The following is a 20,115-nucleotide window of genomic DNA, read 5'->3' on the forward strand; positions in this document are numbered from 1 at the left end:
GGAAACCACCCCGAACAACAACCACCAACGGCCCCTGCCCTGGCCGGCTTGGGCCCCGGCCGCGCCCCGGCCCCACCCGAGGAAACCACCCCGAACAACAACCACCAACGGCCCCTGCCCTGGCCGGCTTGGGCCCCGGCCGCGCCCCGGCCCCACCCGAGGAAACCACCCCGAACCACAACCACCAACGGCCCCTGCCCTGGCCGGCTTGGGCCCCGGCCGTGCCGGTCAGCGGCGCTTGGCCGCCTCGTACAGCACGACGCCCGCCGCGACGCCCGCGTTCAGGGACTCCGCGCCACCGGGCATGGGGATGCGGACCAGGTAGTCGCAGGTCTCCCCGACCAGGCGGGACAGGCCCTTGCCCTCACTGCCGACCACGATCACCACCGGGCCGCCGAGCGCCTCCAGCTCGCCGACCTCGGTGTCGCCGTCGGCGGCGAGGCCGACGACGGTCAGACCGGCCTTCTGGTACGACTCCAGTGCGCGGGTCAGGTTGGTGGCGCGCGCGACCGGCGTGCGCGCGGCCGTGCCGGCCGAGGTCTTCCAGGCGCCGGCGGTCATGCCGGCCGCCCGGCGCTCGGGCACGACGACGCCGTGGCCGCCGAACGCCGACACGGAGCGGACGACCGCTCCCAGGTTGCGCGGGTCGGTCACGCCGTCGAGCGCGACGATCAGCGGGTCGTCGCCGTCGTCGAAGGCGGCGGCCGCGAGGTCCTCGGGGTGGGCGTACTCGTACGGCGGGACCTGGAGCACCAGGCCCTGGTGGTTGAGCCCGTTCGTCATGCGGTCGAGCTCGGGGCGCGGCGCCTCCATGATGTTGATGTTGCCGCGGCCGGTGGCGAGCTGGAGCGCCTCACGGACGCGCTCGTCGTTGTCGATGAACTGCTGCACGTAGAGCGTGGAGGCGGGCACGCCGTCGCGCAGCGCCTCGAAGACCGGATTGCGGCCGACGACCATCTCCGAGGTGCCCTTGCCGCCGCGGCGGGCGACGGGACGGCGCTGGGCCTGCTTGGCCTTGGCGTTGGCGATGCGGTTCTTGACGTGTCCCTTGCGCGCGGACGCGGGCGGCGTCGGCCCCTTGCCCTCGAGTGAGCGGCGCCGCTTGCCACCGCTGCCGACCTGCGCGCCCTTCTTGTTGGACGTGCGGCGGTTCCTGCGCTGGCTGTTCCCGGCCATGACCTACCTGTTTCTGTAAAGCTCGCTCAAACAAAAGTGTGTACGTAAGGAAGTGTGCCGCCCGGCGGTCCGGGCGGCACATCGCGCCTGCGGCTCAGCGGGGCCCGAGGGTCCACCGCGGTCCGTCGGGGCTGTCCTCGATGACGAGCCCGGACTGACCGAGCTGGTCGCGGATGGCGTCGGCGGTGGCCCAGTCCTTGCGGGAGCGGGCGGCCTCGCGCTGCTCGAGCACCAGGCGCACCAGGGAGTCGACCACGCCATGGAGGTCGTCGCCGCGGTCTCCCTCGCCCGCCCACCGCTCGTCGAGCGGGTCGAGGCCGAGGACGCCGAGCATGGCACGGACCTCGGCGAGGCGCGCCACGGCGGCTTCCTTGTCGTCGGCGGCCAGGGCGGAGTTGCCCTGGCGGACGGTGGTGTGGATGACGGCCAGGGCCTGGGGCACCCCGAGGTCGTCGTCCATGGCCTCGGCGAACGCGAGCGGCACCTCGTCGGCGGGCGCGACGACGCCCCCCGCCTTCTCCACGACGCGCTGCACGAAGCCCTCGATGCGGGCGAACGCGGACTCGGCCTCCCGCAGTGCCTCCTCGCTGTACTCGATCATCGAGCGGTAGTGCGGGGTGCCGAGGTAGTAACGCAGCACGATGGGGCGCCAGTTCTTGACCATCTCGCTGACGAGCACCGAGTTGCCGAGCGACTTGGACATCTTCTCGCCGCTCATGGTGACCCAGGCGTTGTGCACCCAGTAGGAGGCGAAGTCGTCACCGAAGGCCTTGGCCTGGGCGATCTCGTTCTCGTGGTGCGGGAAGATCAGGTCGAGGCCGCCGCCGTGGATGTCGAAAGCGGAGCCCAGGTACTTGTGGGCCATGGCCGAGCACTCGAGGTGCCAGCCGGGGCGGCCGCGCCCCCAGGGCGTCTCCCAGTCGGGCTCGCCCGGCTTGGTCGCCTTCCACATGGCGAAGTCGCGCGGATCGCGCTTGCCGGTGATGCCTTCCTCGGCGGGCTGGCGCAGGTCGTCGATGTCCTGGTTGGACAGCGCCAGGTAGTCGGGGAAGGAGCGCACGTCGAAGTAGACGCTGCCGTCCGCCTCGTACGCGTGGCCGCGCTCGATGAGACCGCGCATCATCTCGACCATTTCGGTGACGTGGCCGGTGGCGCGCGGTTCGTAGGTGGGCGGGAGGCACCCGAGTGCCTCGTAGCCGTCGTTGAACGCGCGCTCGTTCTCGTAGCCGATGGACCACCACGGCCGGTCCTGCTCGGCCGACTTGTGGATGATCTTGTCGTCGATGTCCGTGACGTTGCGGATGAACGTCACGTCGTAGCCGCGGTACTCGAACCAGCGGCGCATGATGTCGAAGTTGAGGCCGGACCTGATGTGCCCGATGTGCGGTGCGGCCTGCACGGTGGCGCCACACAGGTAGATCGAGACGCAACCCGGTACGAGGGGGGTGAAGTCACGGATCTGCCGGGCGCTGGTGTCGTACAGGCGAATAGTCACGCATCAAGGGTAGTGGGCGGATGGCAGTGCCCCGCGCCCCCTGTGGGTTTCGCGGGGCAACTTGTGATATCGCCCGGGGAGCGGATTCAGCCCCTCCGCACGATGAGCGCGGTCGCGACGGCGGCGAGCCCCTCGGCACGTCCCGTCAGGCCGAGCCCGTCGGTGGTGGTGCCGGACACGGAGACGGGGGCGCCCGCGGCGGCCGAGAGCGCCTTCTGCGCCTCGTCGCGCCGCTTGCCGATCTTCGGGCGCACGCCGATCACCTGAACGGAGACATTGCCGATCTCGAAACCCTCGGCACGCACGATCCGCGCGGCCTCCGCGAGGAGGGTGACGCCGGAGGCGCCGGACCACTCGGGCCGGGAGGTGCCGAAGTGGGCGCCGAGGTCGCCGATGCCGGCGGCGGAGAACAGGGCGTCGCAGGCGGCGTGCGCGGCGACGTCACCGTCCGAGTGGCCGGCGAGCCCGTAGCCGTCGGCGTCCTCCCAGAGCAGACCCGCGCACCACAGTTCGCGGCCCTTCTCGAAGGCGTGCACATCGGTGCCGATGCCGACGAGGGGGAGGCTGAGCGGCTCAGAAGCCATCGTTGGCCCTCCTGCGGGCGAGTACGGCCTCGGCGAGGACGAGGTCGAGCGGCCGGGTCACCTTGAAGGCCTCTTCGTGGCCGGGCACGACGACGACCTTCAGTCCGAGCTGCTCGACCATGCTCGCGTCGTCGGTGACGTCGCCGGTCACGGTCCGGTGTGCGCGGACGAGGGTGTCGTGGTCGAAGCCCTGCGGGGTCTGGACGGCGCGCAGACGGGCGCGGTCGGGGGTGGCGACGACCGGCTCGGGCTCGCCCTGCGGTGCCGGCTCGACCTCCTTGACGGTGTCGGCCAGCGGCAGCGCCGGTACGACGGCGGGCGCGCCGTCGCGCACGGCCTCGATGACGGCGTCCACGGTGTCGACGGGCACGAGCGGGCGCGCCGCGTCGTGGACCAGGACGATGTCGATGCCGTCGGGGAGGGCGTCGAGCCCGAGGCGTACGGATTCCTGGCGGCTGTCGCCGCCGGGTACGACGAGGTAGTCCGTCGTCTCCGGCAGGGCGTGGGCGTCGAGGAGGCGCTTGACCTCGGGGGCACCGTCCGGGGGCGCCACGACGACGACGAGGGAGACGGCGCGGGACGCGGCCATGGCGCGGACGGCGTGAACGAGCATGGGGGTGCCGCTCAGCGTGCGCAGGGCCTTGGGGGCGCCCGGTCCGAGGCGCACGCCCCGGCCGGCGGCCGGGATCACGGCTGCGGTGCGGTAGGGGCGCGGTTGGTCTGGCATCGGTTGCACTCCGGCAGGTTTGTTTCCTCGGCCGACATGGGTATGGCCTGGGCATGCCCCCGGCCGTCAGGTGGGGGGAGTGCCGAGCGCGACGCCTTGACCGGACCCTTCCGTGACCACTGGTCTGCGCCAGCCGCCCGGGCCCGGCACACCACAACAGCGCACGGTGTGATGTGCGAGGCGCGGTGTGATGTGCGAGCGGCGGGTGGTCGACGTGAGACGTCGACATGACACTCGTGGACGAACATGCCGCAGCGCCCGGCGACAGGCTGGATCATCCAGCGTGTCAGCGGGCACCGCGGCATCAGTCGTCCGTCAGGACGCGAGGACCTCGTCGAGCAGGGCCTCGGCCTTGTCCTCGTTGGTGTTCTCCGCGAGAGCGAGTTCGCTCACCAGGATCTGGCGCGCCTTCGCGAGCATCCGCTTCTCACCGGCGGAAAGCCCACGCTCACGCTCGCGTCGCCACAGGTCACGTACCACTTCGGCGACCTTGATGACATCGCCGGAGGCGAGCTTCTCGAGATTTGCCTTGTAGCGCCGGGACCAGTTCGTCGGCTCCTCCGCGTAAGGTGCGCGAAGAACCTCGAAGACCCGGTCGAGCCCGTCCTGACCGACCACATCGCGAACGCCGACGAACTCCGCATTGTCCGCCGGTACGCGAACCGTCAGGTCGCCCTGGGCGACCTTGAGCACCAAGTAGGTCTTGTCCACGCCTTTGATCTGGCGAGTTTCGATGGCCTCGATCAGCGCGGCCCCGTGATGGGGATAGACCACGGTGTCGCCAACCTTGAACGTCATGTGACAGGTACCCCTTCCGTGGCTATCCAGGGTAACACGGATACAGCTTCTTCTGAATGGCGTTTTCGCAGGTCAGGGCATATCTCGGGGCTTGACAACAGCGACACGGACGTGCTGCGGACAGCTCGCGGAGGGGGGTATTCGCAGGTCGGAGCGGCTGCGCGGGCACACAGAAACGCACACGTTACACACCGCGCACCCTCCTTCCAAGGGGTTGAACGTCCTGATTTGCCGGGTTCTCGATGGCCGAGTTGATGTAGTCCGTTCGAGGATCGGTCACTCGTACGGCCCAGACGCCACCGAATCCAAAATTGATCACCTCGGGCTATTCGTAAGGAAAGCGTGGCCGCCCGGGAAATTGATCACCGCCGTTATGTGAACGGTGCCCGTATCGGCATGATCGGAGCAGCCTCCGAAGTCCGAAAGCGTGCTCCCGCCGCCGCCCGTGGCCCCCCGGTACGCGGGCGGCGCGGGCAAAGGGCGGGTCGGGTGCGGGGCCCGACCTGCGGCTCGGTAACCTGAGCGCGAGCTGACGCCACAGGCCGGTGACAGCCACCCAACAGTCCGTACGTCCAAGGAGATGCCGCCGCCGTGAGCAGCAGCCTTCGACGCGGTGCCCTCGCCGGCGCTGCCATCGTCTTCTCGATCGCCTCGCTCTCCGCCTGCGGTGCGGGCAACGACGCGCAGACCCTCGGCGTCAAGCCGGACAACGCCGCGACGGCCGTCGACGACCTCAAGCTCCAGAACGCGACCGTCATCACGCAGCCCGAGGCCGCGGCCGACGGCCAGGCGGTCGTCAGCCTGACGATCTTCAACGACGGCCTCCAGAAGCAGACCCTCGACTCGATCACGCTCCCGGGCACCGACGCGAAGGTCGAGCTCAAGGCGGCCAAGGGCTCGGGCCCGATCACGGTCCCGGCGGGCGGCTCGGTGATCGTCGGCGGCAAGGGCAACGCGTCCGCCGTGATCTCGGGCGGCCACGAGGCGGTGAAGGACGGCAACACGCAGGAGGTCGTCTTCCGCTTCAGCGAGACCGGCGACGTGAAGATGCTGGCGTTCGTCGTCCCGGCCACCGGCTACTACGCGGGCTTCGGCCCGTCCTCGTCGCCGAAGCCGCCGGCCAAGCAGCCGGCCGCCCAGTCGCCGTCCGGCTCTCCCGCCGGTTCCCCGTCGGGCTCTCCGGCCGGTTCGGACGCGCAGCGCGAGGCCGCGGGCGGCGAGGCGGCGTCCCCGTCGGACTCGGCGTCGGCGTCGCACGGCTCGGGTCACTGAGGCACCGCGCACCAGGCGTACGGGAAGGGCGCCCACCGAGATCGGTGGGCGCCCTTCCGGCATGCGTGCCGGACGCGCTCGAAGCGCCGGTGCCGGCGCCGGTGCACGTGGTACGCGTTCCGCTCGCGCTGTCTACGGCTCGAACTTGTAGCCCAGGCCGCGGACCGTCACCAGGTAGCGCGGGGCTCCCGGGTCCGGCTCGATCTTCGCGCGCAGGCGCTTGACGTGGACGTCGAGGGTCTTGGTGTCGCCGACGTAGTCAGCGCCCCAGACCCGGTCGATGAGCTGCATACGGGTCAGGACCCGGCCCGCGTTGCGCAGCAGCATCTCCAGCAGGTCGAACTCCTTCAGCGGCAGGTCGACCTTGCCGCCGGAGACGGTGACGACGTGGCGGTCCACGTCCATGCGGACGGGGCCGGCCTCCAGGGCCGCCGGGGTGACCTCCTCCGGCTCACCGCGGCGGCGCAGCACCGCGCGGATGCGGGCGACCAGCTCCCGCGAGGAGAAGGGCTTGGTCACGTAGTCGTCGGCTCCTATCTCCAGCCCGACGACCTTATCGATCTCGCTGTCCTTCGCGGTCACCATGATGACCGGGACGTTCGAGCGGCCGCGCAGCTGGCGGCAGACCTCGGTACCGGGCAGGCCGGGCAGCATCAGGTCGAGGAGCACGAGGTCGGCGCCGTTGCGCTCGAACTCGTCGAGACCCTCGGGACCCGTGGTCGCCACTGCGACCTCGAAGCCCTCCTTGCGGAGCATGTAGGACAGGGCGTCGCTGAAGGATTCCTCATCCTCGACGACGAGCACTCGGGTCACGGAAGGACCTCCGGGGCAGGAATTTCACTGTTCGGATCGGTGTCGTAGGGCCGGTCGTCGTCCTCGTCGACGCGATCCGGGCCGGTGCTGGTGGAGCGGTCCCGTGCGGCGCCCGCCTCGGGCAGCCGCAGGGTGAACGTGGAGCCCTGTCCCTCCGAGCTCCACACCGTGACCTCCCCGCCGTGCGAGGCGGCCACGTGCTTGACGATGGCGAGACCGAGGCCGGTCCCTCCGGTGGCACGGGAGCGGGCGGGGTCGACGCGGTAGAACCGCTCGAAGATCCGCTCGCGGTCCTTCTCGGAGATGCCGATGCCCTGGTCGGTGACGGCGATCTCGATGAGGTCGCCCCCGGGTGCGCTGACCCGGCGGGCGGAGATGCCGACGCGCGTACGGGCCGGTGAGTAGTTGACCGCGTTCTCGACGAGGTTGCCGAGGGCGGCGGCGAGCTGACCGCGGTTTCCCCAGATGCTGAGGTCGGCGGCTCCTCCCGCGGCCATGGTGATCTGCTTGGTGGACGCGGTGTGCCGGGAGCGGTCGATGGCCTCGGCGACCAGTTCGTCCACGCGCACGGGCTCGGAGTCCTCCAGCGGGTCGTCGTTCTGGACCCTGGAGAGGTCGATGAGCTCCTGTACGAGGTTGGTGAGCCGGGTCGCCTCGATCTGCATGCGGCCGGCGAAGCGCATGACCGCCTCGGGGTCGTCCGAGGCGTCCATGACCGCCTCGGAGAGCAGGGAGAGCGCACCGACCGGGGTCTTGAGCTCATGGCTGACGTTGGCGACGAAGTCGCGCCGCACCGCCTCTATCCGGCGTGCCTCGGTGAGGTCCTCGACGAGGAGGAGGACGAGGCGCGAGCCGAGCGGGGCGACGCGTGCGGAGACGGCCAGGGCTTCGCCGCGGCCGGTGCCGCGCCGGGGCAGGTCCAGCTCGACCTGCCGTATCTCGCCGTCGCGCCGGGTGTCACGGGCCATGTGCAGCATCGGTTCGACGGCGAGCTTCCCGCCGCGGACCAGACCGAGCGCGTACGCCGCGGAGCTGGCCTTGACGACCGAGTCGGACTCGTCGAGGACGACCGCGGAGGAACGGAGCACGGACAGCACGGTGTCGACGCCGGGCGGCAGCACGGCGTCGGTGTGGAGCGAGGTGCGCGTGGGGCGCTTCTGTTCCCGCTCGCTCCAGCGGAACGCCAGCACCGCGATGACGCCGGTGCACAGCCCGGCGATCGCTGCTGCTGCGGCGACCGCCGCGTTCACGTCCATGCATCCCAGGTTATGCGGGGTCCCGGACCCGCTCCCAGCCAAACGAGTGGCACCTCGAACAGTCGTCGCTCAGAGTTCACCAAGGGGATAGTGGTGGTTCATTTGCGGGGGAGCGTTAGGACCACTAAAGGGCCGAACGTGGGAGCGTGGGGGTTCGGAGCCCACCCGAACCCGGTCGCATCAAGAGAGGGACACCCAATGCGTGACGCGTACCACGAGGAACTTGACTCGATCGGCGAGGGCCTGGTCGAGATGGCCCGGCTGGTCGGGTCGGCGATCGGGCGCGCCACGACGGCCATGCTCGACGCCGACCTCAAGCTGGCCGAGAGCGTGATCGCCGCCGACCAGAAGGTCGACGACCTCCAGCACGACCTGGAGGCGCGTGCGATCGCCCTGCTGGCCCGGCAGCAGCCGGTCGCCACGGATCTGCGGATCGTGGTGACGTCGCTGCGGATGAGCGCCGACCTGGAGCGCTCGGGCGACCTCGCGCAGCACGTGGCGAAGCTGGCGCGGCTGCGCTTCCCTGACCGCGCGGTGCCGAACGACCTGCACGCGACGATTCTGCAGATGGGGCAGCTGGCGCAGCGCCTGATGGCGAAGGCGGCGGAGGTCATCATCACCAAGGACGTCGACCTGGCGCTCCAGCTGGAGCAGGACGACGACGAGATGGACCTGCTGCACCGCACGCTCTTCCAGCACCTGATGGACGACCGCTGGAAGCACGGCATCGAGACGGCCGTGGACGTGACGCTGCTCGGCCGCTACTACGAGCGTTTCGCGGACCACGCGGTGTCGGTGGCCAAGCGCGTGGTGTACCTGGTGACGGGCGAGCACGCGGACGAGCTCCAGCAGCAGACCGCGGTCGAGGGCGCGTAGCCGAGGGCGCATGGCGGCATTCGGCGGCGCACTGGGGGCTCTTGCGCATGTGCGCCGTTGATGCGCCGGGCCTGCCGGGGATGCAATGGGCGAAGGCGGCATTTCCGTATGCCGGTGACGCGTGCGCCCGACAGCGCGCGCCCTTGAGGAGGCACCCATGGCCGAGTCCCCCATGACCGACTCCCCGCAGGAAGCGAGCTCCGTCGAAGTCGTCTTCCTGCCCGTCCTCGGCGCCTGCGGGTGCGGCTCGGGCTGCGGCTGCGGCTGCCAGTCGGGCGCGCCCTGCCAGTGCGGCGGCTGCTGCGGCTAGCCGACATCGGCACGCGGACGAGGTCCCGCCCCGAAAGAAGGGACCGGGACCTTCCGCGCTCCGGGGCGCCGGCGCGGTGTACGTCCGCGCCGGTGGCTCGGGCCGGTCCTCGGTGCATCGACGGACGAGCGGCGATGCGATTCCTTCTCCCGTCGGGGTGGGGCACAGCATCAAACCTTGTTGCCGACGAGGCCCTGATCAGCTTCGATCACGGCATGACCGATGGTGCCGCAGTCGACGTTGCCGACGACCACATCCTCAAGAAGCAGATCATCCTCGGCCTCATTGCACTCCGTGAGCACCTCGGCTGCTCGCTCCACGAGGCTCTGGATGTGTTCGCTGCGCGGTACGAGGCACTGCGGGTGGAGCGTCCAGGCGATTTCGCATGCGGTCATGACGAGTACTGGGTCGGCTTCTATTCATGACGAGCACGCCGCCGAGAAGTACCCCTGCGATGCGGAGCGCAGGCACTGGTGAGGAGCCGGCCGCGATCGGGCTTCGTCCGGCGCTGACCACGACGTGATCAATCCCAGCGACGGCCCGACACAGCAACAAGCCCCCTCCCGGCGGGGAAACCGCAGGCAGGGGGCTTGCGCACGTGGGCTACTTCTTCTTGCCCTGGTTCTTCACGGCCTCGATCGCCGCCGCCGCCGCGTCCGGGTCGAGGTAGGTGCCGCCCCGCGTGACCGGGTTGAAGTCGGCGTCGAGCTCGTAGACCAGCGGGATGCCCGTCGGGATGTTCAGGCCCGCGATGTCCGCGTCGGAGATGCCGTCGAGGTGCTTGACCAGCGCGCGCAGGCTGTTGCCGTGGGCGGCGATCAGGACCGTGCGGCCGGCCAGCAGGTCGGGGACGATGCCGTCGTACCAGTACGGCAGCATGCGCTCGACGACGTCCTTGAGGCACTCGGTGCGCGGGCGCAGCTCGCTCGGGATCGTCGCGTAGCGGGCGTCGTTGGCCTGCGAGAACTCGCTGTCGTCGGCGAGGACCGGCGGCGGCGTGTCGTACGAGCGGCGCCAGAGCATGAACTGCTCCTCGCCGAACTCGGCCAGCGTCTGGGCCTTGTCCTTGCCCTGCAGCGCGCCGTAGTGGCGCTCGTTCAGGCGCCAGGAGCGGTGGACCGGGATCCAGTGACGGTCCGCGGCCTCCAGCGCGAGCTGCGCGGTGCGGATGGCCCGCTTCTGGAGCGAGGTGTGGAGAACGTCGGGGAGCAGGCCGGCGTCCTTGAGCAGCTCACCGCCGCGGACTGCCTCCTTCTCGCCCTTCTCCGTGAGGTTGACGTCCACCCAGCCGGTGAACAGGTTCTTCGCGTTCCATTCGCTCTCGCCGTGGCGGAGGAGGATCAGCTTGTACGGTGCGTCGGCCATGGGCCCGAGCCTAATCGACGGCCCGCGTCCCCGGCGCGGGTGCCCGAGGGGCGGACTCGATCGACGGCCGCCGTCAAATGAGTGGCGGCGTGACGAGGCGGCTCAGTAAGTTACGGATGCTGCTTGAGCTGCTTACACCCGGGGGTCTCCGTCATGTCCGTCGCCTCGTTCAGACGCGCGTTGCGCGGGACCGTCTCGGGACTGCCCGGGGGCTTCTGGTGGCTGTGGACCTCGACGTTGGTGAACCGTACCGGCGCTTTCGTCCTCACCTTCCTGTCGCTCTATCTCACCCAGGAGCTGGGCTACTCCGCCTGGTACGCGGGCCTCGTCGTCGCGCTGCACGGACTCGGGGGCGTCGCCGGGTCGCCGCTGGGCGGCATGCTGACCGACCGGTGGGGCCGGCGCCCCACGATGATCTCGATGCATCTGGCCGGCGGCGCGTGCGCCGCCGGGCTCGCCGTGGTGACCAGCGCCTGGGGCATCGCGGCCGTGGTGCTGCTGATGGGCGTGGCGATGCAGGCCGTACGCCCCGCGATCAGCGCCACCATCGCCGACCTCGTGCCCGAGTCGGGGCTGCGCCGGGCCTACGCGCTGAACTACTGGGCGCTCAACCTCGGCTTCGCCATCGCCGCTCTCGGCGGCGGCGCCGCGATCTTCCTCGGGTACCGGACCCTGTTCGTGGTCGACGCCCTCGCCACTTCCCTGTGCGCGCTGATCGTCTTCCTGCGGCTGCCGGAGACGCGTCCCGAGAAGCCGTCCGACGCCACCGCGGGCACCTCGGAGGCCGAGCGGATGACCGTGGTCGACGTGTTGAAGGACGGGCCTTTCAGGACGCTGGTCCTGCTCAACCTGCTCGTCTGCCTGATCTTCACCGCCCCCTGGGTGGGCCTGCCGCTGACCATGGCGGCCGAGGGCCTGTCGGCCGACTCGTACGGCATGGTCATCGCGGTCAACGGCGTGGTGATCGTCGCGTTCCAGCTGCTGGTCAACAAGATCACCGACAAGCGTTCGCCGGCCGCGCTGCTCACCGTCTCCTCGCTGCTCTTCGCGGCCGGTACGGGAGTCACGGCCCTCGCCGGCACGCCTCTGCTGTTCGCGGCCACCGTGGTGGTGTGGACCGTCGGCGAAATGGTGCACGTGCCGACCAACGCCGCCGCGACGGCCCGCCTGGCCCCCGAGCACGCCCGCGGCCGCTACCAGGGCGTGATGGGCATGTCCTGGGCGGTCGCCGGATTCGTCGCGCCGATCCTGGCCGGCTGGGTGGTCGACGGCCCGGGTCCGGACGTCCTGTGGATCGGCTGCGCGGCCGTGGGCTGCGTCGCGGCGGCCGGGTACACACTCCTGCTGCGCCGGGCGCTGGCCGAGAACGTCCGGCCCGAGGCTGCGGAGCCCGCCCCCGGGAAGACCGAGCCCGTCGACGCCTGAGGGGTCCCGCCCGGTCCTCACCCGGGCGGCGGCCCCCGCGCCGACGAGGCCGGGGCGGTGACGGAGACGGCCGTCTGGTCGACGGACGTCAGGATACGGGGAACGGCAACACGGGTCGTCACCAGGTCAGTTCGCGCTGGGCCGCGTGGGGTTCCGTCGGGCGCCCCCAGAGCCGTACGCCTCGAGCCGGGTGCGTGGATCCCCCACGAAGTCCGGCACGTCGGTCACGGTCCCGTGCGTGCAGCACGCTCCGTGCAGCGGTCGCGCGCCGGCGGCACCGGCGGGCCGGATCAGTCGGCGGGCCGCTGGGTCAGGTTGGTGAACGCGTCCAGGTTCCGCGTGGATTCGCCGCGCGACACGCGCCACGCGTACTCACGGCGGATGGCGCTCGCGAAGCCCAGTTCGAGAAGCGTGTTGAAGGAGCCGTCCGCCGCCTCCAGGATCGTCCCGAGCAGCCGGTCCAGCTCCTCGGGAGTGACCACGGACAGCGGGAGTTTGCCGACGAGATAGATGTCGCCGAGCCGGTCGATGGCGTAACTGACCCCGTACAGCTTGAGGTTGCGCTCCAGCAGCCAGCGGTGGACGGCCGCGTCGTTCTCGTCGGGGTGGCGGATGACGAAGGCGTTGACGGAGAGCGAGTGCCTGCCGACCAGGAGGGAGCAGGTCGTCGATAGCTTGCGGGTGCCGGGGAGTTTGACGACGTACGAGCCCGCGTCCGGGCTCTCCCATTCGAGTTCCGCGTCCTTCAGGGTCTGCTCGATGACCTGCGTCGCGCGCTCTGCGTCAGCCATGCAGGGAGCGTACGTCAGTGGTGATGGGCCCGCGTGCGGTGGCGGTGCTCGTACATCGCCGCCGTGTACACGTCCGCCGTCGCCGACGCCGCCGTGCCCCAGCCGAAAGACTGCGCGTGCCGGGCGGCGGCCCCGCCCATGCGGTCGGTCAGCGACGGGTCGCGCACGAAACTCGCCAGGACGTCCGCGTAGTGGGCGGGGTCGTGACCGGGGACCAGGAAACCCGTCTCCTCGTCGCGCACCGCCACCGGCAGCCCGCCGACCGCGGCGGCCACGACCGGGGTTCCTGCCGCCTGGGCCTCGATCGCCACCAGCCCGAAGGACTCGCTGTGCGAGGGCATGACGAGGACCGACGCGGCCCGGAACCAGTCCGCGAGCTGCACCTGCCCGACGGGGGGCCGGAAGTGGACGACGTCCGCGATGCCGAGCCGGGCGGCGAGCTTCTGCAGCCCCTCGGGCCTGGCCAGTCCGCTGCCGCTGGGGCCGCCGACGACGGGCACATGGATGCGGTGACGCAGGGACGGGTCGCGCTCCAGCAGCAGCGCGACGGCGCGCAGCAGGACGTCGGGGGCCTTGAGCGGCTGGATGCGGCCCGCGAACAGCGGGATGAACGCGTCCTGCGGCAGCCCGAGCCTCGCCCGTGCCGCGGCGCGCCCGTCGTCCGGCCGGAAGACGTCGAGGTTGACGCCCGGGTGGACGACGGCGACCTTCGCCGGGTCGGCGTCGTAGAAGCGGGCGAGTTCGTCGGCCTCCTCCGCCGTGTTGGCGATCAGCCGGTCCGCGGCGCCCACTATCTGGGTCTCGCCGATGACGCGGGAGGGGGGCTCGGGGGTGTCGCCCTCGGCGAGCGCGGCGTTCTTGACCTTGGCCATGGTGTGCATGGCGTGGACGAGGGGAACGCCCCAGCGTTCGGCGGCGAGCCAGCCGACGTGGCCGGAGAGCCAGTAGTGCGAGTGGACGAGGTCGTAGTGCCCGGGCCGGTGGCCCGCCCACGCCTGCATGACGCCGTGCGTGAAGGCGCACAGCTGGGGCGGCAGGTCCTCCTTCGCCAGCCCCTCGTAGGGGCCCGCGTCGACGTGCCGGACGAGGACGCCGGGGGCGAGCTCGACGACCGGCCGCAGACCGCCGGTGGTGGCCCGGGTGAAGATCTCGACCTCGATGTTGATGGCCGCGAGCCGCTTGGCGAGCTCGACGATGTAGACGTTCATGCCGCCCGCGTCGCCCGTGCCCGGCTGGTGCAGCGGTGAGGTGTGGACGCTGAGCATCGCGACCCTGCGCGGCTTGCGGTGGCCGCCGGGGAACCGGAGGCGGGGGGCCATCCGGCTGCTGCCGAGGCGGGAGACGTACTGGCTCACGTCGGCGGTCCTCTCGCTGCGGGCACGACAAACTGCGGGGCTGGGGTCCCGCACGCCTGCACAACAGCGGAGCGGAAGCTTCCATTTCCAGGCCGCTCCCACTTTGCCAAAACATTGCCGTCCTCGCGGACCGGTACGGCAGGTGCGCTGGTCCCGCAGGGCGCCTCCGCCTGCCGGCCCGGCCCGGGCAGGCGCCCCGGCGCCGGGGGGCCGGTGCCCGCCCGGCGGGGCGGCCGTTCGCCGGGCCGAGCAGCCGGTCTCCGAGGCCGGGCACCCCGTTTCCGAGGCCGGGGCGGCCGTTCTCATGGCTGGGCGGCCGCTTCGGAGGCGGGGGCGGCCGGTTTTCGAAGCCAGAGAAGCCGGTCTCCGAGGCCGGGGCGGCCGGTTTCGGGGCCTGCGGCGCGAACGCTTACCCTCGGTGACATGAATCGCCCCGTCGGCACCGCGACCCGCGGGACGACCAACCCCAACCGGCTGCGCCGCATGGACCGCTGGATCGCCGCAACGCACGGCCCCGCCCTGCGCCGCAGCGCCACGGTCCCCCTCGCCGTCGACCTCGGGTACGGGGCGGCCCCCTGGACCGCCGTGGAGCTGCTCCAGCGGCTGCGCACCGCCGAGCCGCGGTGCGAGGTCGTCGGCATCGAGATCGACCCGGCCCGGGTCGCCGCCGCGACGCCGTACCGACGCGCCGGGCTCACCTTCCGGCACGGCGGCTTCGAGGTGCCGACCCAGGAGCGGCCGACGCTGATCAGGGCGGCCAATGTGCTGCGCCAGTACGACGAGGACCAGGTCGCTGCGGTCTGGTCGCGGCTGTGCGGGCGACTGGCGCCCGACGGGCTGCTCGTCGAGGGCACGTGCGACGAGATCGGGCGGCGGCACGTCTGGGTGGCGCTCGGACCGGAGGGGCCGCGGACGGTGACGTTCGCGACCCGGCTCGGCTCCCTGGAGCGCCCCTCCGACCTGGCCGAACGGCTGCCGAAGGCGCTCATCCACCGCAATGTGCCCGGCGAGCCGGTGCACGCGTTCCTGCGGGACTTCGACCGCGCCTGGGCCGCTGCCGCGCCGTACGCCTCGCTGGGAGCGCGCCAGCGCTGGATCCGGGCGGTGGGCGACCTGGCGGGCGAGTGGCCCCTGAGGGACGACCGGCGGCGGTGGCGGCAGGGCGAGGTCACCGTCGCATGGGAAGCACTGGCACCCGACACCGGCTGAGGCGCCGGGAGGCGCCCGACGCCGGCCGGCGCACCTCGCAGGCGCTGATCCTCGCCACCGACCGGGACAAACCGGCAGTACGGGTGAACACATCCTGGTTTGCTGTGAACCGGACCCCGTGACGGGTGAACGGATCCGGCCACGGGAACACCGGGACGGGCCCGCTCGTCGTGACGGTGGGGACGAGCGGCAGGCATCGCCGGGGTGGGGAATCCGCGGAGGACGAAGTGCCGGTCGCGCCTGTCGTTTTGGCGGTTGCCATGACACCATCACGACGTTGCGCCCAAGTTACTGACGGTCAATCACATGGGATTGGCCGGCGATCGCCCGGAGGGGGAGTCGTGAACCGACGCCGCTGTGCCACTGCCGCAGCGATCAGCCTGGTCTGCGCGCTGACCGTGCTCGCGCTTCCCGGCCACGCGCTCGCGGCCCCGGATCCGCAGCCGCCTGCCTCGGTCACCGTGCCCGGACCGATGGCCCCTCCCCCGCCGAGCGCCTCGCTCGAAGCGGTGCGGCTGCAGATCGACGCGCTCTACCGCCAGGCCGCGTCCGCCACCGACGCGTACAACCTGGCCAAGGAGCGGACCGAGAAGCAGTCGGCCGAAATCGTGAAGCTGGCCCAGGAGATGGCCAAGGGCCAGGCCCGTATCGAGGACCTGAAGAACCGCGCAGGCGCCGCCGCCCGCGCTCAGTACCGCGCAGGCGGCCTGCCGCCCGAGGCGCAGCTGGCGCTCGTCGACGACCCCCAGCTCTTCCTGGACGGAGTCGGCCGCATCCAGCAGGGCCAGAAGGCCACGAAGGACCTCATCGCCGAACTGACGCAGACCCAGGCCGACTTGGCCGCGTACAGCAAGGACGCCAGCGCCCACTGGGAGCGGCTGGAGGAGAACAGGCTCAAGCAGGAGAAGGCCAGGAAGCAGATCAAGGCCAAGATCGCGGCGGCCAGGAAGCTCGAGGACAAGCTGGAGAAGGAGGAGCTCCAGCGCCTCCTCCAGCTGGAGCAGCAGGCGCAGTACAGGGCCCAGAGCCAGTGGCTCGACTCGGGCATACTCGACGAGATCAACGGCCGCGCGAGCGAACAGGGCAGGAAGGCGGTCGAGTTCGCCACCGCGCAGCTCGGCAAGCCGTACGTGTGGGGAGCCGAGGGCCCGGGGTCGTACGACTGCTCGGGGCTGACCTCACAGGCCTGGGCGGCCGCCGGACGCGGCATTCCGCGCACCTCGCAGGAGCAGTGGAGGCTGCTGCCCCGGATCGCGATCAAGGACATGCGCCCCGGCGATCTGATCATCTACCACGCCGACGCGAGCCACGTCGGGATGTACGTCGGCGACGGCGCGATCATCCACGCCCCCCGCCCGGGAAGGAACGTCACCGTCGCCGGAGCCGGGTCGATGAGCATCCTCGGAGTCGTGCGCCCGGACAAGTGACGTGGGTCGCCCTCCGCGGGCCGGGGCGTGATGTGCGTCCCATGCCCGCGCACGCCCCGGCGCCGGCCGGACACCGGCTCCGCGGCGCAAGTGACGTGCGCCACCCGGCACATGGGGCGAAAGGGGTGGCCCGGGCGATGACGGCGTGATGTTCGTCATGGCGCGCCCGGTAACTACCTCCCCATGCGCGGCATATGCCAGTGGCTCTTCGTTGATCGGCATTCCGTTCGGCCACCGCATACCGCTATGGTCCCCGTCTGGCGGGACGTCGTTCGTCGCCCTGCCGCCCTCGGGGGGAGGGAAGGAAACAGAACCGATGCCCGTACCCGTACCGCGACAGAGGAACGTCCCCGTCGCGGAGACCGCCCCCGGCGGGACGACCAGCGGCGGCGACCTCACGCTCCTGATCATCGAGGACGACCCGGCGGGCACCATCAGCGTCCCGGAGCTGCTCGACGCGGCCGGCGCCCGCGTGCGAATCCGGACCGCCCGGAATCTCACCGAGGCCGAGCGACTGCTCACCGACGACGTGCACTGCGTGCTCGTCGACCTCGCCCTGCCCGGTCGCACCGCGGACGACGAGCTGGGCACCCTCAAGCACGTCCTGCGTCTCGCGCCGCGCCACGCGGTGCTGGCCCTGACCGGGTCCGGCGACAGCCGACTGGCGGCTGAGGCGGTACGGGTCGGCGCCCAGGACCACCTCGTCCGCGAAGAGCTCGACGGACGTCTGCTGAGCCGTGCCGTGCGCTACGCGGTGGAGCGCAAGCGCGCCGACACCGCCCAGGTGAAGCTCGCCGAGTCCCGCATGCGCGCGCAGGAGAACGCCCGCCTGGAGCGCGGTCTGCTGCCCACCCCCCTCCTTGAGGGCTCGGACCTGCGTTTCGCCGCCCGCTACCGCCCCGGGCGCTCCCGCGCGCTGCTCGGCGGCGACTTCTACGACACGGTCCGCACACCCGACGGCACGGTCCACGCGATGATCGGCGACGTCTGCGGCCACGGCCCGGACGAGGCGGCGCTCGGTGTGGAGCTGCGCATCGCCTGGCGGGCCCTGACCTTCGCCGGGCTGTGCGGGGACGAGCTGCTGTCCACGCTCCAGCAGGTGCTGGAGCACGAGCGGGAGAGCGACGAGATCTTCGCGACGCTCTGCACGGTGGACATCGCGCCGGACGGCCGACGGGCCGGGCTCTGCCTGGCCGGCCACCCGAGCCCGCTGATCGCCCGCCATGGCCGGGCGGCGCAGCTGCTGCCGTACGACGACGGCGGCCCGGCGCTGGGCCTGCTGCCGCGCGCCCGCTGGCCGCGCCGCCAGGTGGAGCTCGGCGGCTCGTGGAGTTTGATGATGTACACGGACGGCCTGATCGAGGGCCGCCAGGGCCCCGACACCAAGCAGCGCCTCGGCCAGGACGGCATGGTCGCGATGATCAACCGCCAGCTGGCGGCGGGGCTGGACGGCGAGTCGCTGCTGGAGGCGGCGGTCGGCGAGGTGCGCGACCTGAACGGCGGCGATCTGACGGACGACGTCGCCGTCCTGCTCCTGAGCCGCGGCGCCCGGGCCTGAGGCAACGGGGGCGCGCCTCTCGGCGAGGGGCGTGGGCGGGCTGCACAGGCGTCCACGCGGAGACTGACGCAGCAGCAGGCGCGCAGCCGACGGCGTTGCCGCTTCCCGGGGGGGCTTTCCGGGCGTGTTCCGGGGCGGGCGGCTGACCGGTCGGCACCACGGGCAGAATTCCGGGACCCCCGACGAGAGCCGACGGCGTTGCCGCGGAGCGCGGAACCATTCTTCGTTGCCGCGGGGCGCGGAACCATTCTCCGACGACCGGCCGACCTCGGGCGGGCCTGCCCCGGCCCGGTTTCTGCGGGCGGACCGCACAGGCATCCACGCGGACGGGCGGCACGCCCCCGGGCGCCAGGCGACGGCCGGCCAAGCGGCCTCGGGCCGCCGATCCGCCCGCGCGGAGCGCTGACCCGCGGGCAGAGACCACCGGCACACACAAACAAGCACGCATGAGGCACCGGTCCACGACGTCGGAGGAGCGGCCGGCCGCGCGAGGCCACCGCGGCATGCCGCGCGCAGCACGGACGGGCCTGGTCCTCGGTGGACCAGGCCCGTCCGAACAAAGGAGAAGCGCCGACCGGGCGCGCCGCGCCCAGCGGGCTAGCGGCCCCCGTTGTACGGCCCGTACGGACCGTCGCTGCTGGATCCGCCCCGGCGGCGGCCGCCACCGGACACCTGCGCCAGCGCCGGGCGCACGTCCACGAAGAAGACGATCGCGGCGATCAGTCCGGCGATCGACAGGAACAGCATCGGGATGAAGAGGTTCACGGCGACCGCGACACCGAGGATGATCAGCCAGAAGGACTTCGTCTTCTTGTCCGCCGCCCGGTAGGCGTCCTCACGGGCAACAGCTGCCATGACCAGGGCGGTCACGGACGTCACGAGGAAGACGAGCCTGGTGATCATCCAGAGCCCGAAGTCGAAGTTGTCAGCCAGCATCCCGAACACCGCCTAGTCAGTGGTTTGTGGCGCCTCGCGGCCAAGGTACCTCCGCGAACACCTCCGAGGCGATGAGCCCGCCGGAGGCGGGGCGCCGCGCCGCCGCGGCGCCCGTGCTCCCTGGCGTCACCCGGCCGAAGGCGTCGACTTTTTCGCCGCGGCCTTGCGGGGGGCCGGCTTGCGCGCCGCGGCCGGCTTCCCGGTCTCGGCCTTGGCCTCCCCGGGCTTCGCGTCCTGCGCCGACTCCGCGGGCTTCGCGGGCTCCGGCTCGACGGCCACGGCGATCTCGGTGAGCTCCTCGGCTGCCTCGCCGCGCCAGGCGCGCACGGTCTGCTCGCCGTGCTCGGCGACCTTCTCGTACGTCTCACGCGCCTTGACGACGTACTCGGCGGCGACGCCGACACCACGCAGCGCGAGGTCCTGGGCGTTCTCGCCGAGCTTCTTCAGGTCGGTGTCGATGTTGCCGAGCACCTCGGTGACCTTGGCCTGCACGGTGGCCTGCGCCTCCTTGGCCTGCGCGGTCACCTTCTCCTGCACGGCCTTGGGATCGGTGTTGCGCACGGCCTCGAAGCGGCCCGGCGCCTCGGCCGCGAGCTGCTCGAGCAGCGCGGGCACCTTCTTCGCCTGCTGCACGGCGAGGTCGGCGGTGCCGGCGGCGAAGTAGAGGGGAGTCGGGTCGCTGAAGGTCTTGCGCAGGTCATCGGTGATGGCCATGACTGTCGTCCTCCCGGAAGGCAGATCG

The 20,115-nt window shown here is 71.6% G+C and carries 20 protein-coding genes; 7 read left to right on the plus strand and 13 right to left on the minus strand.

The annotated features are described in order from the left end of the window. Nucleotides 1-228: 228 nt before the first annotated feature. The 5 genes from rlmB to AB0K02_RS22330 all read right to left on the minus strand — a co-directional run bounded on the left by rlmB (nt 229) and on the right by AB0K02_RS22330 (nt 4,780). Entirely contained in the window at nt 229-1,176 is a 948-nt protein-coding gene (gene rlmB / locus AB0K02_RS22310; RefSeq protein ID WP_365994241.1) for a 23S rRNA (guanosine(2251)-2'-O)-methyltransferase RlmB, read from the minus strand. Nucleotides 1,177-1,270: 94 nt separating this feature from the next. Then, complete coding sequence (cysS, locus tag AB0K02_RS22315) at nt 1,271-2,671, minus strand: cysteine--tRNA ligase (RefSeq protein ID WP_365994242.1); 1,401 nt, start codon at nt 2,669-2,671, stop codon at nt 1,271-1,273. A gap of 86 nt (nt 2,672-2,757) precedes the next feature. After that, nucleotides 2,758-3,255, minus strand: a complete 498-nt coding sequence (gene ispF / locus AB0K02_RS22320; RefSeq protein WP_365994243.1) for a 2-C-methyl-D-erythritol 2,4-cyclodiphosphate synthase — start codon at nt 3,253-3,255, stop codon at nt 2,758-2,760. Next, nucleotides 3,245-3,982, minus strand: a complete 738-nt coding sequence (gene ispD / locus AB0K02_RS22325) for a 2-C-methyl-D-erythritol 4-phosphate cytidylyltransferase (RefSeq protein WP_365994244.1) — start codon at nt 3,980-3,982, stop codon at nt 3,245-3,247. The genes ispF and ispD overlap by 11 nt, the downstream gene beginning before the upstream one ends. A gap of 315 nt (nt 3,983-4,297) precedes the next feature. Further along, a complete protein-coding gene (locus AB0K02_RS22330) occupies nt 4,298-4,780 on the minus strand; it encodes a CarD family transcriptional regulator (RefSeq protein WP_003953493.1) in 483 nt (160 codons plus the stop codon). Between the two features lie 591 nt (nt 4,781-5,371). Between AB0K02_RS22330 and AB0K02_RS22335 the strand changes: the two genes are divergently transcribed. After that, entirely contained in the window at nt 5,372-6,052 is a 681-nt protein-coding gene (locus AB0K02_RS22335; protein ID WP_365994245.1) for a DUF461 domain-containing protein, read from the plus strand. 132 nt (nt 6,053-6,184) lie between these two features. On the opposite strand, the gene AB0K02_RS22340 is transcribed toward AB0K02_RS22335, so the two are convergent. Both AB0K02_RS22340 and AB0K02_RS22345 read right to left on the minus strand, forming a co-directional pair. Continuing rightward, the gene (locus AB0K02_RS22340; RefSeq protein WP_018847140.1) at nt 6,185-6,865 is read right to left on the minus strand and encodes a response regulator transcription factor; all 681 of its coding nucleotides are present in this window, start codon (nt 6,863-6,865) and stop codon (nt 6,185-6,187) included. Further along, nucleotides 6,862-8,121, minus strand: a complete 1,260-nt coding sequence (locus AB0K02_RS22345; protein ID WP_365994246.1) for an ATP-binding protein — start codon at nt 8,119-8,121, stop codon at nt 6,862-6,864. The genes AB0K02_RS22340 and AB0K02_RS22345 overlap by 4 nt, the downstream gene beginning before the upstream one ends. A gap of 198 nt (nt 8,122-8,319) precedes the next feature. Here AB0K02_RS22345 and phoU point away from each other — a divergent pair, with 198 nt between their 5' ends. Together phoU and AB0K02_RS22355 are read left to right on the plus strand one after the other, a co-directional pair. Further along, nucleotides 8,320-8,997 (plus strand): phosphate signaling complex protein PhoU, encoded by a 678-nt coding sequence (phoU, locus tag AB0K02_RS22350; RefSeq protein WP_365994247.1) that lies wholly within the window; start codon nt 8,320-8,322, stop codon nt 8,995-8,997. A gap of 157 nt (nt 8,998-9,154) precedes the next feature. Continuing rightward, nucleotides 9,155-9,307, plus strand: a complete 153-nt coding sequence (locus AB0K02_RS22355) for a hypothetical protein (protein ID WP_307714783.1) — start codon at nt 9,155-9,157, stop codon at nt 9,305-9,307. A gap of 170 nt (nt 9,308-9,477) precedes the next feature. Here AB0K02_RS22355 and AB0K02_RS22360 read toward each other — a convergent pair whose 3' ends face one another. Together AB0K02_RS22360 and AB0K02_RS22365 are read right to left on the minus strand one after the other, a co-directional pair. Further along, nucleotides 9,478-9,702 carry a hypothetical protein gene (locus AB0K02_RS22360; protein WP_365994248.1) on the minus strand — a complete coding sequence of 75 codons (225 nt, stop codon included), beginning with the start codon at nt 9,700-9,702 and terminating at the stop codon, nt 9,478-9,480. 208 nt (nt 9,703-9,910) lie between these two features. Further along, nucleotides 9,911-10,672, minus strand: a complete 762-nt coding sequence (locus tag AB0K02_RS22365) for a phosphoglyceromutase (RefSeq protein WP_365994249.1) — start codon at nt 10,670-10,672, stop codon at nt 9,911-9,913. A 153-nt stretch (nt 10,673-10,825) separates the two neighbouring features. Here AB0K02_RS22365 and AB0K02_RS22370 point away from each other — a divergent pair, with 153 nt between their 5' ends. Continuing rightward, nucleotides 10,826-12,097, plus strand: coding sequence for an MFS transporter (locus AB0K02_RS22370; protein ID WP_365994250.1), 1,272 nt, complete (start codon nt 10,826-10,828; stop codon nt 12,095-12,097). A 290-nt stretch (nt 12,098-12,387) separates the two neighbouring features. Here the strand turns inward: AB0K02_RS22370 and AB0K02_RS22375 are convergent, their stop codons facing one another. Further along, complete coding sequence (locus AB0K02_RS22375) at nt 12,388-12,888, minus strand: YbjN domain-containing protein (RefSeq protein WP_365994251.1); 501 nt, start codon at nt 12,886-12,888, stop codon at nt 12,388-12,390. 14 nt (nt 12,889-12,902) lie between these two features. Beyond that, entirely contained in the window at nt 12,903-14,243 is a 1,341-nt protein-coding gene (gene mshA, locus AB0K02_RS22380) for a D-inositol-3-phosphate glycosyltransferase (protein WP_365994252.1), read from the minus strand. 423 nt (nt 14,244-14,666) lie between these two features. Here mshA and AB0K02_RS22385 point away from each other — a divergent pair, with 423 nt between their 5' ends. From AB0K02_RS22385 to AB0K02_RS22395, 3 genes are all read left to right on the plus strand, one after another. Further along, nucleotides 14,667-15,452: a class I SAM-dependent methyltransferase gene (locus AB0K02_RS22385; RefSeq protein ID WP_365994253.1), complete on the plus strand. Its 786-nt coding sequence runs from the start codon at nt 14,667-14,669 to the stop codon at nt 15,450-15,452. A gap of 341 nt (nt 15,453-15,793) precedes the next feature. Continuing rightward, complete coding sequence (locus AB0K02_RS22390) at nt 15,794-16,879, plus strand: NlpC/P60 family protein (RefSeq protein WP_365994254.1); 1,086 nt, start codon at nt 15,794-15,796, stop codon at nt 16,877-16,879. Nucleotides 16,880-17,195: 316 nt separating this feature from the next. Continuing rightward, the gene (locus AB0K02_RS22395) at nt 17,196-18,437 is read left to right on the plus strand and encodes a fused response regulator/phosphatase (protein WP_365994255.1); all 1,242 of its coding nucleotides are present in this window, start codon (nt 17,196-17,198) and stop codon (nt 18,435-18,437) included. Nucleotides 18,438-19,034: 597 nt separating this feature from the next. Here the strand turns inward: AB0K02_RS22395 and AB0K02_RS22400 are convergent. Both AB0K02_RS22400 and AB0K02_RS22405 read right to left on the minus strand, forming a co-directional pair. Further along, nucleotides 19,035-19,373 (minus strand): DUF2516 family protein, encoded by a 339-nt coding sequence (locus AB0K02_RS22400; protein ID WP_177150248.1) that lies wholly within the window; start codon nt 19,371-19,373, stop codon nt 19,035-19,037. Nucleotides 19,374-19,499: 126 nt separating this feature from the next. Continuing rightward, nucleotides 19,500-20,087, minus strand: coding sequence for a hypothetical protein (locus tag AB0K02_RS22405; protein ID WP_365994256.1), 588 nt, complete (start codon nt 20,085-20,087; stop codon nt 19,500-19,502). Between the last annotated feature and the right edge of the window lie 28 nt (nt 20,088-20,115).

Source organism: Streptomyces sp. NPDC049597, assembly GCF_040675505.1.
Lineage (GTDB): Bacteria > Actinomycetota > Actinomycetes > Streptomycetales > Streptomycetaceae > Streptomyces.